This is a genomic window from Maritimimonas sp. 2304DJ26-3 (genome assembly GCF_056591635.1).
The window spans coordinates 254,955-269,908 of the sequence record NZ_JBWQOK010000003.1; the positions used below are offsets into that span (position 1 = coordinate 254,955).

Annotated in this window: 14 protein-coding genes; 3 read left to right on the top strand and 11 right to left on the bottom strand. The window is 33.8% G+C overall.

Translation table 11 applies throughout. The annotated features are described in order from the left end of the window. Window positions 1–12: 12 nt before the first annotated feature. Window positions 13–3,702 carry a phosphoribosylformylglycinamidine synthase gene (purL, locus tag AC1EUV_RS09795; protein WP_480198520.1) on the bottom strand — a complete coding sequence of 1,230 codons (3,690 nt, stop codon included), beginning with the start codon at window positions 3,700–3,702 and terminating at the stop codon, window positions 13–15. Window positions 3,703–3,832: 130 nt separating this feature from the next. On the opposite strand from purL, the gene AC1EUV_RS09800 reads away from it, so the two are divergent. The 3 genes from AC1EUV_RS09800 (at window position 3,833) to AC1EUV_RS09810 (ending at window position 6,074) form a co-directional block, all read left to right on the top strand. Then, window positions 3,833–4,711 carry a helix-turn-helix domain-containing protein gene (locus tag AC1EUV_RS09800; protein WP_480198521.1) on the top strand — a complete coding sequence of 293 codons (879 nt, stop codon included), beginning with the start codon at window positions 3,833–3,835 and terminating at the stop codon, window positions 4,709–4,711. A 95-nt stretch (window positions 4,712–4,806) separates the two neighbouring features. Continuing rightward, window positions 4,807–5,703: a nuclear transport factor 2 family protein gene (locus AC1EUV_RS09805; RefSeq protein ID WP_480198522.1), complete on the top strand. Its 897-nt coding sequence runs from the start codon at window positions 4,807–4,809 to the stop codon at window positions 5,701–5,703. A 2-nt stretch (window positions 5,704–5,705) separates the two neighbouring features. Next, window positions 5,706–6,074 (top strand): hypothetical protein, encoded by a 369-nt coding sequence (locus AC1EUV_RS09810; RefSeq protein ID WP_480198523.1) that lies wholly within the window; start codon window positions 5,706–5,708, stop codon window positions 6,072–6,074. Window positions 6,075–6,135: 61 nt separating this feature from the next. On the opposite strand, the gene AC1EUV_RS09815 is transcribed toward AC1EUV_RS09810, so the two are convergent. The 10 genes from AC1EUV_RS09815 to AC1EUV_RS09860 form a co-directional block, all read right to left on the bottom strand. After that, window positions 6,136–6,678, bottom strand: coding sequence for a dihydrofolate reductase family protein (locus tag AC1EUV_RS09815; RefSeq protein ID WP_480198524.1), 543 nt, complete (start codon window positions 6,676–6,678; stop codon window positions 6,136–6,138). Window positions 6,679–6,773: 95 nt separating this feature from the next. Next, window positions 6,774–8,987, bottom strand: coding sequence for a molybdopterin cofactor-binding domain-containing protein (locus AC1EUV_RS09820; RefSeq protein WP_480198525.1), 2,214 nt, complete (start codon window positions 8,985–8,987; stop codon window positions 6,774–6,776). A gap of 11 nt (window positions 8,988–8,998) precedes the next feature. Continuing rightward, on the bottom strand, window positions 8,999–9,454 hold the full coding sequence (locus AC1EUV_RS09825) for a (2Fe-2S)-binding protein (RefSeq protein ID WP_480198526.1): 456 nt from the start codon (window positions 9,452–9,454) through the stop codon (window positions 8,999–9,001). A 106-nt stretch (window positions 9,455–9,560) separates the two neighbouring features. Then, the gene (locus AC1EUV_RS09830; RefSeq protein WP_480198527.1) at window positions 9,561–10,130 is read right to left on the bottom strand and encodes a hypothetical protein; all 570 of its coding nucleotides are present in this window, start codon (window positions 10,128–10,130) and stop codon (window positions 9,561–9,563) included. A gap of 98 nt (window positions 10,131–10,228) precedes the next feature. After that, complete coding sequence (locus AC1EUV_RS09835; RefSeq protein WP_480198528.1) at window positions 10,229–10,864, bottom strand: endonuclease I family protein; 636 nt, start codon at window positions 10,862–10,864, stop codon at window positions 10,229–10,231. Between the two features lie 65 nt (window positions 10,865–10,929). Continuing rightward, on the bottom strand, window positions 10,930–11,274 hold the full coding sequence (locus AC1EUV_RS09840) for a fibronectin type III domain-containing protein (RefSeq protein WP_480198529.1): 345 nt from the start codon (window positions 11,272–11,274) through the stop codon (window positions 10,930–10,932). 1 nt (window position 11,275) lies between these two features. Then, the gene (locus AC1EUV_RS09845) at window positions 11,276–12,481 is read right to left on the bottom strand and encodes an RsmB/NOP family class I SAM-dependent RNA methyltransferase (protein WP_480198530.1); all 1,206 of its coding nucleotides are present in this window, start codon (window positions 12,479–12,481) and stop codon (window positions 11,276–11,278) included. A gap of 151 nt (window positions 12,482–12,632) precedes the next feature. Next, the gene (locus AC1EUV_RS09850; RefSeq protein WP_480198531.1) at window positions 12,633–13,430 is read right to left on the bottom strand and encodes a phytanoyl-CoA dioxygenase family protein; all 798 of its coding nucleotides are present in this window, start codon (window positions 13,428–13,430) and stop codon (window positions 12,633–12,635) included. Between the two features lie 283 nt (window positions 13,431–13,713). Then, window positions 13,714–14,484: a TIGR02757 family protein gene (locus tag AC1EUV_RS09855; protein ID WP_480198532.1), complete on the bottom strand. Its 771-nt coding sequence runs from the start codon at window positions 14,482–14,484 to the stop codon at window positions 13,714–13,716. Continuing rightward, complete coding sequence (locus AC1EUV_RS09860) at window positions 14,475–14,927, bottom strand: methyltransferase family protein (RefSeq protein ID WP_480198533.1); 453 nt, start codon at window positions 14,925–14,927, stop codon at window positions 14,475–14,477. Before AC1EUV_RS09860 ends, AC1EUV_RS09855 begins: the two co-directional genes overlap by 10 nt. Window positions 14,928–14,954 lie beyond the last annotated feature (27 nt).

The window sequence follows — 14,954 nt, forward strand, 5'->3', positions numbered from 1 at the left end:
AAAGCCATTTTTTTATTCGTTCACTTTCTCAATCCACTTTCTGGCATTGACAAAGGCCTCAAGCCAAGGCGAAACTTCGTCTTTTCTACCTTCAGGATAATGAGCCCAGTTCCATTGAAATGTAGAGCGCTCTATATGAGGCATAGTTACTAGATGTCTTCCCGTTTTATCACATAGCATAGCAACATTATAATCAGATCCGTTGGGATTATGAGGATAACCCTCGTAGGCATATTTCGCACAGATATGATAGTTTTCTTCACTAAGCGGAAGATTGTATTTTCCTTCACCATGTGAGATCCATACACCTAGTGTACTTCCTGCTAAAGAGGATAGCATTACAGAATTATTCTCTTGAATTTTTACAGATGTAAAAGCACTTTCGTGTTTGCCAGAATCATTATAGATGAGCTTACCATGAACATCATGTTCTGGATTCATTAATTCTAATTCCATCCATAATTGAGCTCCGTTACAAATGCCAACAGAAAGTGTGTCTTCTCTTTTAAAGAAGTTTTTCAATGCGGTATTAGCTTTTTCATTATATAAAAATGCGCCTGCCCAGCCTTTTGCAGAACCTAGAACATCGGAGTTAGAAAAGCCACCAACGGCGCCTATAAATTGAATATCTTCTAACGTTTCACGACCTGAGATGAGGTCTGTCATATGTACATCTTTTACATCAAAACCCGCTAAGTACATGGCATTGGCCATTTCGCGCTCTGAGTTAGAACCTTTTTCACGAATAATCGCTGCTTTTGGCTTCTCGATACGATTCGCATTTTGAGAATCACTCGAAGTGACATCTTTTAGTTTTCCTGTAAAATGTTTAGGGAAGATATATTGTAATGGTTGTTTTTTATAGTTGTCAAAACGATCTTTGGCTAAACCGTTTGCAGTTTGTTTGTTGTCTAATAAATAGGAGGTTGTATACCAAGTATCTCTTAATTCAGCAATAGAAAGAGCAAATACATCTGAGCCATTTCTAATATTTAGTCGATCAGATTCTGTTACAGAACCTATGTTAAAGAATTCAATATTATTTTTTTCCAATTCGACTTCAACGCTATCATCTACAGCTTGGAATATAATTCCTGAATTTTCTGCAAACAATAGTTTAATACTATCTTCTTCGTTTATTTGAGATAAATCAAGATTAGCGCCGATATTTACGTCTGCAAAACATAATTCTAATAAGGTAGTAATCAGTCCGCCAGAAGCCACATCATGTCCGGCAATTATTTTATCTTCTTTAATGAATTTTTGTAACGTATTAAAAGTAGATTTAAAGAAGTTATTATTTGTAATAGTCGGAACAGAGTTACCAATTTTATTTACAATTTGCGCAAAAGAACTACCGCCTAATTTAAAATCATCTTGTGATAAATTGATATAGTAAATACTTCCTTTACCTGGTTTTAAAACGGGTTCTACAACTTTAGTTATGTTATTACAATTAGCTGCAGCAGAGATAACTACGGTACCCGGAGAAATGACTTCTTCATTTGGATATTTTTGCTTCATTGACAAAGAATCTTTTCCGGTTGGTACATTGATTCCTAAATCAATTGCAAAGTCAGAAATAGCCTTTACAGCCTTGTATAAACGCGCATCTTCACCTTCATTTTTACAAGGCCACATCCAGTTTGCAGATAATGATACCGACTGTAAACCATCTTTTAAAGGCGCCCAAACAATGTTTGTTAATGCTTCTGCAATAGAATTTTTACTCCCTGCTTCTGGAGCTATTAATCCAGCAATAGGTGAGTGACCAATAGAAGTTGCAATACCTTCTTTACCCATATAATCTAATGCCATAACCCCAACATTATTTAAAGGAATTTGTAGAGAACCAACACATTGTTGTTTCGCCACTTTACCACCAACACAACGATCTACCTTATTTGTTAACCAATCTTTACAGGCAACTGCTTCTAATTGTAATACTTGCTCCAGATAATTTGCAAAGTTCTCTTTAGAATAAGATACTTCTTGATAGTTTCGATCTACAGTAGTATCGGTCATAATTGTTTTAGGTGAGCTACCAAACATATCTTCTAAAGCCAAATCCATGGGTTTACTGCCATTGGTTTTAGACTCAAAAGTAAAACGATGATCACCCGTAACATCACCAACCGTATACATTGGTGAACGCTCACGTTCTGCAATTCTGTTTAAAGTGTTAATATGTTTTTCGGCAATTACTAACCCCATTCGCTCTTGAGATTCGTTACCGATAATCTCTTTATTAGATAGGGTAGGGTCACCTACAGGTAATTTATCTAAATCAATATGTCCTCCAGTATCTTCAACTAATTCTGATAAACAGTTTAAATGCCCTCCAGCTCCATGATCATGAATTGAAACAATAAAATTCTCATCGCTCTCAACCATACTGCGAACTGCATTGGCAGCACGTTTTTGCATTTCAGGGTTTGAGCGCTGTACGGCATTTAATTCAATTCCCGTTGAGAACTCACCAGTATCTGCCGAAGAGACCGCTGCACCTCCCATACCAATTCGGTAATTTTCACCACCTAGAATTACAATTTTATCACCAGTAGCAGGAGTATCTTTTAAGGCTTGATCTTTTTTACCATAACCAATACCACCGGCTTGCATGATCACTTTATCGAAACCTAATTTTCTGGCATCTTCTTCATGTTCAAAAGTTAATACAGATCCGCATATTAATGGTTGACCGAATTTATTACCAAAATCAGAAGCTCCGTTAGAAGCTTTGATTAAAATATCCATCGGGGTTTGATATAACCATTTGCGTTCATCCATGTCCTGTTCCCATGGGCGGTTCGCTTCTAAACGAGAATACGAAGTCATGTAAACAGCGGTTCCTGCTAAGGGTAGTGAACCTTTTCCACCGGCCAATCGATCACGAATTTCTCCACCAGAGCCTGTTGCGGCACCATTAAACGGCTCTACCGTAGTAGGAAAGTTATGTGTTTCTGCTTTTAACGATATAACTGATTCGAATTTTTCTTTTTGGTAATAATCAGGAATATCAGCCCTTTTAGGTGCAAATTGTTCCACTTTTGGACCTTTTATAAAGGCGACATTGTCTTTATACGCCGAAACGATGTCATTCGGGTTTTGTTTTGATGTTTCTTTAATTAATCTAAATAAAGAAGTGGGCATTTCTTCTCCATCAATAACAAAGGTTCCGTTAAAGATTTTATGACGACAGTGTTCTGAGTTTACTTGTGAAAAACCAAATACTTCACTGTCAGTCAGTTTTCTACCTATTTTTTTAGAAACATTATTTAAATATTCAATTTCATCCTCACTCAAAGCTAACCCTTCCTGATCGTTATAAGAAGCAATATTTTCTATTTCTAAAATTGGTTCAGGTTGAATATCAATGGTGAAAGATTTTTGATCTAATCCATTATATTTCTCTGATATCATAGGATCATAGTCAGAGAAATCTTCCGCGACAGCGTTAAACTCTTCAATACGAATAATGTCATTGATACCCATATTCTGCGTAATCTCTACAGCATTGGTACTCCAAGGAGTGATCATTGCCTTACGAGGACCAACAAAAAAGGCGTCAAGAGACGCCATGTTTATTTTAGGTAGGTTGCCAAACAACCATGTTAATTTTTTTTCTGTTTCGTTTGAGAACTCTGAAGTGGTTTGAACAGCATAAACTTTACTGTTTTCATCCCCAAAAAAATGGATCATTTAGTTGTGCATTTTTGAAAGCACAAAAATACATTTTTCGCAAGTATTGAAGAAGTAATTTATTAGCATTTATTAACTACTTTTAAAATATTGATTTGGCCAAAATTTTTTGTAATTAAAATATGATTAAATGCCAGAAACTATTCCAAACATTGCCTTTAAATCACGCCAAGAATCTATAGAAGGAATTGAGATTATTAAGCTTGAGGACTTAGTAAGAAGGAAGAATGATTTTAATCACGATCCAGAGAAAGCACATCAATTAACATTTAATATTATTATGTGCTATACCGGTGGCCGAAGCAAGCATTTAGTAGATTTTGTTTGGCACGATGTTCAAAAGAATTCTGTTATTTATGTATCTAAAGGACAAATTAACGCTTATAAATTTACTGAAAGATTAGAAGGTTTCATGATTCTTTTTACCGAAGATTACTTTAAGCAACATCTTAACAGGTTGCCAAAAGAAGCAATAATACGTTTATTTACATCGCATTTGTTTTCGCCAAAAGTTCAAGTTCCACAAAGCTCTAATGTCGATAACTATATTAAACTTTTTTATGATGAGTTTTATAAAGAAACTGATGCCTTTAATAAAATAAACATTATTAACTATTTGTTTAATATTATCTTTTCTAAACTTGAAAATTTAAAAAAGATTCAGACATTTTATTTAAAGGAGTCAGATAAATTGGAAACTTTTTTAAAATTCAAATCACTTTTAGAAGAATATTATCAGAACAGCAGAAATGCTGATTTCTATGCTGATAAACTAAACATTACCTATAAACACCTAAATTCTATTTGCAAGGAAGTCATTAATACAACAGCAAAACAATTTATAGATGAGTTTGTTATTTTAGAAGCTAAACGAAAACTTATTAATTCTACAATTAAAAGTACAGAATTAGCTTTTTTAATGGGTTTTGAAGAACCAACTAATTTTATAAAATATTTTAAAAAACATACAGAATTAACCCCTAATGGTTTTAAAAAAGAGTATATATAGAGAATTAGGTTCGATATTTACCATTTTTTTAGTTGCTTTTACCTTTTCATAAACTCTTCTTTACCATAATTTTGCTATCACTAAATAAAACTAACATGAAACAAATTGTAATTGCATCTATGCTTGTATTAGCTGTTGCTTGTAAAACAGACAAAAAAGAGAACACTGAAACAAAAACAGTTGAAGAGGCTAACAAAACAGAAACAGTAATGGAATTATCGAACAAAGAGAAGGCGGTAGCCTTATTAGAAAGCTTAGAGACTGGTGCTAAAGAACCAGTAGGGTATATTAATCCTGAAAAATATGTTCAGCATAATTTAGCTGTTGGTGATGGAATGGAAGGATTTGGCGAAGTTATAAAGAACGCACCAGAAGGCGGGTTTAAAGCAAAAGTAGTAAGAGCTTACCAAGATGGTGATTATGTATTTACCCATACAATTTATGACTTCTTCGGACCAAAAATTGGATTCGATGTATTTCGGTTTGAAGATGGAAAAATAGTTGAGCATTGGGACAATTTAATAGAAGTTGCACCACCAAACCCTAGTGGGCATACTCAAACTGATGGACCGACTCAAGCTACGGGTTTAGACAAAACGGAAGCTAATAAAAAATTGGTTTCAGATTTTATTAGTACCATCTTAATGAAAGGTGAAATGGCTAATATTGGTAACTATATAGATGAGGGGGCTGAGAATTATATTCAGCATAATCCAGCCATAGCCGATGGTTTATCAGGCTTAGGTATGGCATTAGAAGGTATGGCAAAACAAGGAATTTCTATGGTGTATAGTACAACACATAAGGTATTAGGAGAAGGAAATTTTGTATTAGCAATTAGTGAAGGTACGTTTGCAGATAAACCAATGTCGTATTATGATTTATTTAGAGTGGAAAATGGAAAAATTGTAGAGCATTGGGATGTTATGGAAACAATTGCACCAAAAGACACTTGGAAAAATGAGAACGGTAAATTTAATTTTCTTAACTAATAATGCGGGGTATATTAATTTTCTTAATCTGTGTAGCATTTTTTAGCTGTGAGTCAAATACTGAGACCATAAAGAAACCATATGTTATAGAAGTTACAACCTTTAAGTATAAATCCTCAGTAAATGCTACTGACTTTTGGAAAGAAGATGCCAAGGTAGAAGATGTCTATACTAGCAAACGGCTAGGATTTATAAGCCGTGAAAGTGGATATTCTAAAGAGAAGAATGAAGTTGTTGTTTTGGTATACTGGGAAACTAGTGATGATGCTGAAGCCTCTATGCAAAAGTTTATGCAAGATCCTTCTGTTCTAGATTTTGCTAATATGATCGACGGATCTACAATGAAAATGGCTCGTTATACCGTTAAGTAAGTAGACAAATTAGTTTTATACGATGAATCCTGTTTCAGATGATGTTCTGAGGCAGGATTTTTTATTCTCTTTTTCGCACAAAACGATTTTGAACAATCTTGTCTAAGTACACTTTCGAAGACACACATTCAAAATGTAGTTTTTTTGGAAGCTCACCAAACAAGGATGAACCACCACCTAACAAGGTCGGAATAATAGTGATTATCATCTCATCAATTAAATCCTCTTTCAAGAAACTTTGAATCACTTTTCCACCGTCGATATACAATTTGTAAAGTCCTTTATCATGAATGACTTTTAAGACTTCTTTAAGTGCGCCTTTAACTAAAAAAACCTTGCCTTCAAGGTTTTCTGGAACTTCAGATATGGTTCTACTAAGCACAAAAACAGACTTTTTATAAGGCCATTCAATTCCAAAACTTAAAACGGTTTCAAAAGTTGTTCGACCCATAACCATTGCGTCAATTTCTGATGTAAAGGCTTCATATCCAGTATCGATAGTATTGATTTCAGGGACTTCATCTAACCAACCAATACCACCATTTTTATCGGCAATGTAGCCATCAAGACTTGTGGCAATAAATACTTTGTTCTTTGATTTCATTTTTTTATTTATAACTTCAAAGTTAGTCATCAAAAATAAAAATAAACCAATGAAGCGAACTCCATTGGTTTATCAAGTTTGACTTAATTGATCATTTATACTTTTACACCTTCAGGTTCTAGGTTTAAATACTTACTAAATGGCTGCTTATATAAACGTTGTCCGGTAGTTTTATATAATGCATTTGCCAATGCTGCAGGAACCGGAGGTAAGCTTGGTTCTCCTAAACCAGTAGGAGCTATTTCGTTTTTAACAAAATGAACTTCAATTTCTTTTGGAGCTTGAGAATGACGTATTAATTGATATTTATCAAAATTACTTTGATCTGGCGCGCCATTATTAAAAGTTAATTCACTATACATGCTATGGCCGATACCATCAATAGCACCTCCTTGAATAATGTTCGTTGCGCCGTCTGGGTTTACAACTATACCACAATCTACAGCAGCAGTCACTTTTTGAATAATAGGTAGTTTGTTTTCCATAATAACATCTACCACTATTGCAACATAAGAAGAATGACAATAATAAGCTGCTACTCCACGATGAACATCAGGTTCAGATTCACCCCATTTGGCTTTCTCTTTTACTAATTTTAAAACGCCAGCATAACGTTCTGCGTCGTAATCATATTCTTCACCGACTGGATTATTCTTTGCACGATCAAAGAGCTCTAATCGAAAATCAATAGGATCTTTACCTGCCAATTCTGCAACTTCATCTATAAATGACTGTTCTGCACCAGCAGTAAAGTGTGATCTTGGGGCACGCCAAGCTCCTGTTGAAATATTTGTAGGAGCTTTAATTTTTTCTGCAGTATAATTTTCAACTGCACCGGCAGGAAATCGTTTTGGGAAAACGGACCCACCTGGTAGCCCTGCACCTTTTACACTAAATGCAATTAGATTATTGTTTTCGTCTAAACCGGCTTTATACGTAGATAAATATGTTGGTCTATATGTTCCTTGAGTCATATCATCTTCACGAGAATATACAAGTTTTATAGGCTTTTTCATTTGTTTAGAAATTGCAGCGGCTTCTAAACCGTAGTGCTGATATAGTCTTCTACCAAATCCACCACCGATTCTAGTCATATTTACTGTAATGTTTTCAAGTGGTAAGTCAAGAAGTTTAGAAATAGATTTTTCAAGTCGTTCTGGCATTTGAGTTGGGCCAATTAACTCGGCTGAACCATTGGTTACATTAGCGTAAAAGTTCATGGGTTCAAGTGTATTGTGTGCCATAAACGGAGAACTATAAGTACGTTCAATAACTTTTGCCGCATTTTTAAATGCAGCTTCTACATTACCATCTTTTCTGCTTTCTTGAACTTCACCTGATTTGATTGCTTTTTCTAATACCTGAGCATGTTGTTTAGAATTTTCTGAAGGACTTACGGTTTCCCAATCTACTTTTAATGCCTTTTTTGCCTTCATTAATTGCCAGATTTTATCACCAACAATTGCAATTAGCTCTGGAAACGCATTAACATCATGCCATTCTGGTTCTTCTATGGAGGTGTTAATAATAAAAGCATCCTTTACACCAGGCATACTCTTAATCTCTTCTTTATTGAAGCTTTTTGGCTTCATACCAAAAGCAGGAGGATGCTCGATCATAGCTAGTAGCATTCCTTTTCTCTTAAAATCTAACCCAAACAATGGTTTACCAGTAATGATTTTTTGACCATCAACGTTTTTCTTACTCGTACCAATAAGTTTATAATCTTTAGGCTCTTTAAGTGTTATTTCTTCAGGCACTTCGATGTCTATAGCTTTTGACGCTATGTCACCGTAGGAGATACTTCTCTCTCCATTCTTTTCTTTAATAATTCCTTGAGAAGCCGTTAGATCAGATGCTTTAACTCCCCATTCTTTAGCTGCTGCTTCTAATAACATTTGTTTACCAGTTGCTCCGGCCATTCTCAGTGCATCCCAGCTTAATCGGATAGATAAACTTCCTCCTGCAAATTGATTTTTATAAAATTCTGTATTCAGAGGAGCTTGTTCTACAATAACATTTTTCCAATCTACATCCAACTCTTCAGCAACAACCATTGGCATAGAGGTTCTTACATTCTGACCAATCTCAGGATTTGGAGAATATATGGTTACCATACCCGTGTCTCCAATTTTTATATAGCCATTAATATCAAACCATTCATTTGGTACTTCGACTATTTTATCTTTGGGCTTTGTTGCAGGAACACATCCGCCTAGCCAACTAAATCCAATAAGCATTCCACCACCAGCCGCTGTTGAAATTTTTAGAAAAGAGCGACGATTGTATTGTGTTTTAACCTTTGTCATAATAGAGAAGTTTAAAGTTTAGCTGCAGTTTTAATGGCCCGTTTTATTCTAACGTAGGTACCACATCGACAAATATTACCATTCATAGAAGCTTCAATCTCTTCATCTGTCGGATTAGGATTGTTTTCTAAGAATGAAGCAGCGGTCATCATTTGACCTGCTTGGCAATAACCACATTGAGGTACGTCGTGCTCTAACCATGCCTTTTGAACAGGATGATCACCATTTTCTGATAAGCCTTCTATAGTTGTGATATTAAGACCATCTAAACTAGAAACCTGCAGTTGACAGCTTCTAGTTGCTTGTCCGTCTACATGAACTGTACATGCGCCACATTGGGCAATACCACATCCATATTTAGTACCCACTAAATTGAGCTCATCACGTAAAATCCATAATAGAGGAGTGTCTTCATCAACGTTTACTGACGTTATTTGCCCGTTGATTTTGAGATTATAGTTTGGCATTTTTGAGAAGTTTAAAATTGCCTGCTTAATTTACGAAAAATAGCTAGGAGCAAATGTTAAACTTTTTGCAAAATTTCTAGAAAGTATTTATAAATAAAATACGATTTTAATTTCTAACAGCGGCAAAACCTATAGGTACGTCCTTATAATAAATTTTACCGTATGAAAAACCTTCATCTACAGGGAAGTCTAAATAATACGTAGTTTTTGATTTAATGGTAACTTTTTTCAATGACTTTATTGTAGCTACTTGCCCTTTCTTTTTTTTGCCTAAAATGTTTGGCTTAAATGTTTTAGCTTGAAAATTTTTATAATTACTTAAATTATGATCTTCAAAGGCATTGTAATTTTCATTAACAGCTTTAGATTTCAAATAAATCTTTTTATCATTACCTTTAAGGTAATAAACAGCACTTGGTCTAATTCTTAAACCTTTTGTTTCGTCAACAATTGAAATATGGTTTAGATCAATCATTTTATTATCACCAGAACGTTTAATAATTATCTTTACACTTAGACTTTTTAAATCTTTATTTTCATAACGATATGGTTGTGACCAAAGTGATTTATTTAATTTTGCCCACTCAATTTTAAATTTAAACTCTTCAGTATTGTTGATGGTAAAAGAGGAGCTTAAAAAAAGAATAAGCATCGAAAAAACAACGATTTTTTTCATGATTGTTAATTGACAATTACTTTCTTACTTGCCATTCCTTTTTCGGAATGTAACCTAAGAACGTAAAAACCTGTAGGTAAATTGTTTAATTAAATATTTTATTGCCAAAGGTTTTCTGCATTTTCACCTCCCCAAATAAGAGTAGCTAAATATGGATTGTCAATAAATGGATTTCTGTTTCCCTGAGGGTTTTGAATAATAGTGTTTCTTTGTTTTTCAAAATCAGACACTGGATCTTCTTTATTCCATTTTAAGAATAATTCTAAAGAACCTACATCATCAAAACTTTCATCATACCTTAAATTTAAATACATAATCATTCTTGCGACATCACCGCGCCAATCGTCACCTGGATACCAACCGCCCGAAACATTACCATAAGAACCGGAACCTTCAGCAAACGATTGATTACCTCTACTAGAATTAATGCTAATATCGCAAACCCTTAAGTGGTGTAAATCTGCTTCAGATGTGCCAGAAAGCTTTGACCTAGGATAAACATGTTCGGTATTAAATGTTTGTGGAGAATGTGAGTTACCACCAGATAAATATTCTCGTTCGTCTCTACTTTCACCGCTATACATTAAAATTACATTAGCAGTATTATTTAAATCTTCGTCAGCATCATATAGGTAATTATGTCTTTGAGTATAACTTAAAAAAGTTGAATGTTTACTAATTATATGAGTTGCCAATTCATCTTTTAACAACTGATTATCTTCATAAAAAACCATGCTGCTATAATAATCTGCTAGGTCACTAGGAATGTTAAAGTTAATCGTATTGGCATTGGTATCTTCTAGGGTGGTAAAATTATAGTAGAAGATGATGTTCCACCTTTACCGTCACTAGCTGTGACACTACCATTATATTCAGTGTCTGGAGTTAAATTACTAAATGTGGTAGATGTAGTAGTTAAATTACTGGCAGAAGTAGTTCCGTTAAGTATAACAGCATAAGTTACATTATCGCCGTCTGGGTCAACTGAAGCAGTCCAACTTAAATTAGCATTAGTTTGTGTGATATTACTTGTACTAATAGTAAAGGTTCCGGGATTTCTATTTTGCTGAGGAGGCGGTGAATCATCAGAACCACCACAAGCTGTAATTACAAATAGAATTATAAAGAATACTAAATTTTTCATATTATTTTTTTTCTAAAAGAGCCATATAAAATCCATCATAACCAGATTCAGAGGCTAATATTTTTTGATCTTTAACAAAATTAAACTCTTCGTGTGAATTTAAAAATATTTCTACTTGATTCTGATTTTCTGAGGGCAATACCGAGCACGTAGCATAAACCAGCTTACCTCCTGATTTAACCATTCTTGAATAACTCTGCAATATCTCTTGTTGTGTTTTACGAATATCATCTAAAAATTCAGGTTGCAATTTCCACTTAGAATCAGGATTTCTGCGTAAAACACCTAAGCCAGAACAAGGAGCGTCAATCAGTACTCTATCTGCTTTGTTATATAATTTTTTAATTGGCTTTGTAGAGTCAATTACTTTATTGTCGATATTATGAACACCATTTCTACGTGCTCGTATTTTCAATTTTTTTAGTTTACTTTCATATATGTCCATTGCAATAATCTGCCCTTTATTTTTCATTAATGACGCTAAATGCAATGTTTTACCACCAGCTCCAGCACAAGTATCAACTACTCTCATACCCGGTTCTACATCTAAGTAGGCGGCTACTAACTGAGAAGAAGCGTCTTGCACTTCAAAATACCCTTTTTTAAAAGCATCTGTTTTAAAAACATTGGCACGCTCTGTTAATTTTAAAGCATCTGGATGATTAGGTATTGCTTCGGTAATAATGTTTTCGGTTTGAAGTTGTTTTTGAAGGCTTTCCTTAGTTGTTTTTAAGGTGTTAGTTCTTAAAATAACTTCGGCTTGTTTGTTTAAAGCGGCCATTTCTTTATTCCAAAGTTCTTCACCTAATTCTTCAACTGCAATTTCATCAATCCAATCAGGAATTGACTCTCTAAACTTTCTAATTTTTGACAACTCATCGAAACGACCTTTAATCCTGCGAGTAGGAGTATGTTCAATTTGATTCCAGTCTGGTAAAGTAATTCCTTTTAAAACACACCACACAGAAAATAAGCGCCATAGATTAGGTCTATCAAAAGGTTCTTTTACTTCTGCAATTTCTGCATACAGTCGCTTCCAACGAACGATTTCATAGATGGTCTCTGCAACAAACTTACGGTCGCGACTTCCCCAACGTTTATCACGTTTTAAAGCAGCTTCTACAGCTTTGTCTGCATACACACCTTCATTAAAGATATCTCGTAAACTGTCTATTACTGTAAATACTAAATTTCTGTGTAATCTCATGTTTGCATTTAAGGATGCAAAGGTAGCTATTTAAAAACTTAAACAAATAATTTAACCCGTCACACTGATAGCGTTTTAATTAAATTTCTCATCGGTTTCCTATCCAGGGTATTGTCAGTAGAATTACTAAAAAAGAAACAATTGGATCTGCTTATATATTATCAAGGTCATAGCCTTGACGGGCGGACATCTGTCCGTCCCAAGCTTTAGAGGGTTGTGAGTAATAACCTAGTAAAGTTTTCTCTTTATTACTCATTTTACTTAGACGTTCTTCACCAAACATAGATACAAAATCAAATTGAGGTTTAGCCCACCATGATCTATAAGTTAGTAGTAGTCCCCAAGCACTCTGATAAGGCTCTACCACATCAGTAGTAGCATGATATAGATGACTAAAGAATATTACAGCATTACCAGCTTTGAGATTGACAACAGTCTCATTAGAAAGATCTAAATTTTCTCTCAATTGGAACTCTTCAAGATGTGATCCAGGTAGAACTTTTAACCCCCCATTAAACTCATGTCTATCTTCAATTGCAACGATACACTGCATAGACCAACCAATCGGTCCAGGTCTTTTTAATCTAACATCTACATGATAAGGAATTGCAGTTGAGCTTTGTCTCATATTACACTGAGCTATTGCGAAATTTGGTTCACTAGCTGGTATAATTCCATAGTAAGGATCATTTAGGAACTCTTGAATAATAGGAATATGTGACCCATTAACAGCGATATCTAAATAGTCCTTAGAATGATAGTGTATATTATTAACCATTTTATCATGTTTAACAATGCTTTGATAGCCAACAGGTGCTCCAGAAGTATCGTCGCCAACGGTTTCAATAATTGAAACAAGTGCTTCTTTTAAGTCTTGAATTATTCTTTTATCTAAAAAATCATGTATAACAGTATATCCGTGGGTTTTAATATTAGAAACGTGATTCATAGCTTTTCTTTCGTTTAGTAATTTATTATGATAAATATAAACAAATTTTTAGTACGAATTAATTCATTTTATTCCAATGGGAATAATTTTAATTGTTCTTTTAATTTGTTGCGTGTAGTTAAACGGATTTGAGCTTTTTTCTCTAGGCAATCATTATGATATTCAACCTTTGTACTTATTAAGTTTTAAACCTTTTTTTAAAATGCTTTTTACATTCTCATCTTCAGTAACATGATAGAATTTCTGATATGATTATATTAATACAGTTTTGTCCATAATGATATTAGAATTTTTCAAATACACCCAATCCAAATAAAGCAAAGTCATATTTTACAGGATCTTTAACGTCAAGTTTACGTAGATTAGTATCAAGCTCTAAAAGTGCTTTGGCATCATTTTGCTTTCTTGTAAGTAATCCTAATTTACGAGCAACATTACCAGAATGCGTGTCTAGTGGACATGACAATTGAGATGGTGATAGGGTTTTCCAGATGCCAAAATCTACTCCAGTATTATTATTTCTAACCATCCAACGTAAAAACATATTAATGCGTTTTGCGGCAGAACCTTTTGAAGGATTTGAAACATGTTTTTGAGTTCGTTTAGGATGCTCTAATTCAAAAAAGATAGTTTTAAAATTACTAATAGCGTTTTGCAATGAATCTTTTTCAGCATAAGCCTTAAAAACAGCTTCCAGCCCGTTATGATTTACATATACATTTTTTAAGGATTTGATAAAATATTGTAAATCTATTTCGTTGAAAGTACGATGCACAAAATTCTCTAGCGAATCTAAATGATGGGGTTTATGGTTGATAATAAAATCAAATGGTGAATTCCCTAATAATTGCATCAGTTTTTGCGAATTATTAATGATCATTTTACGCTTTCCCCAAGCGATTGTAGATGTTAAAAAACCTGAAATTTCTATATCTTCTTTGAGTGAATATTGATGCGGAATTTGAATAGGATCGGTTTCAATAAATTGAGGCTGATTGTATTGTTCTACTTTAGCATCTAAAAATTCTTTTAGCTCTTCATCTTTTAAATCCATCTTCGCACTTTAGATTTATAATCAAGATATTGTTCTCCAAAGAGTAATGTTAATGCTTTTTCCTCTGGTTTTATTTGAAATTTCGTGATATACCAGATATAAAAAAATAGGACCAATAAGTTATAGATATTACCTAACCTTATAAAAACAGCTAACAACACAAATAGCATAGCAACATACATTGGATTTCTTGAATATCGATAGATTCCGAATACAACCAAACTTGAAGCTTTTGATGGATTTGTAGGATCTACTGTAGTTTTAACTTTTCTAAAAGAATAAATAGCGATTAATCCTGCTAATGTTCCTAAAAAGAAAACAAGCCAGCTTAGCTCATTCTTATAGTCGAAGTCAAAATGAATTTGATTAGTGATCTTTTTTAACAACCACATTAAAACAGCGAATAATAGTACTTGTAAAGCAGGCGGTATTTTTAACTTCATTAAATGAAACTTTTTAAGTCATCAAAT

Bases quoted from the DNA above. Each gene is read 5' to 3' on its own strand.
- purL (WP_480198520.1), bottom strand. From the start codon at position 3,702: ATGATCCATTTTTTTGGGGATGAAAACAGTAAAGTTTATGCTGTTCAA.
- AC1EUV_RS09800 (WP_480198521.1), top strand. From the start codon at position 3,833: ATGCCAGAAACTATTCCAAACATTGCCTTTAAATCACGCCAAGAATCT.
- AC1EUV_RS09805 (WP_480198522.1), top strand. From the start codon at position 4,807: ATGAAACAAATTGTAATTGCATCTATGCTTGTATTAGCTGTTGCTTGT.
- AC1EUV_RS09810 (WP_480198523.1), top strand. From the start codon at position 5,706: ATGCGGGGTATATTAATTTTCTTAATCTGTGTAGCATTTTTTAGCTGT.
- AC1EUV_RS09815 (WP_480198524.1), bottom strand. From the start codon at position 6,678: ATGAAATCAAAGAACAAAGTATTTATTGCCACAAGTCTTGATGGCTAC.
- AC1EUV_RS09820 (WP_480198525.1), bottom strand. From the start codon at position 8,987: ATGACAAAGGTTAAAACACAATACAATCGTCGCTCTTTTCTAAAAATT.
- AC1EUV_RS09825 (WP_480198526.1), bottom strand. From the start codon at position 9,454: ATGCCAAACTATAATCTCAAAATCAACGGGCAAATAACGTCAGTAAAC.
- AC1EUV_RS09830 (WP_480198527.1), bottom strand. From the start codon at position 10,130: ATGAAAAAAATCGTTGTTTTTTCGATGCTTATTCTTTTTTTAAGCTCC.
- AC1EUV_RS09835 (WP_480198528.1), bottom strand. From the start codon at position 10,864: ATGGTTTTTTATGAAGATAATCAGTTGTTAAAAGATGAATTGGCAACT.
- AC1EUV_RS09840 (WP_480198529.1), bottom strand. From the start codon at position 11,274: ATGAAAAATTTAGTATTCTTTATAATTCTATTTGTAATTACAGCTTGT.
- AC1EUV_RS09845 (WP_480198530.1), bottom strand. From the start codon at position 12,481: ATGAGATTACACAGAAATTTAGTATTTACAGTAATAGACAGTTTACGA.
- AC1EUV_RS09850 (WP_480198531.1), bottom strand. From the start codon at position 13,430: ATGAATCACGTTTCTAATATTAAAACCCACGGATATACTGTTATACAT.
- AC1EUV_RS09855 (WP_480198532.1), bottom strand. From the start codon at position 14,484: ATGGATTTAAAAGATGAAGAGCTAAAAGAATTTTTAGATGCTAAAGTA.
- AC1EUV_RS09860 (WP_480198533.1), bottom strand. From the start codon at position 14,927: ATGAAGTTAAAAATACCGCCTGCTTTACAAGTACTATTATTCGCTGTT.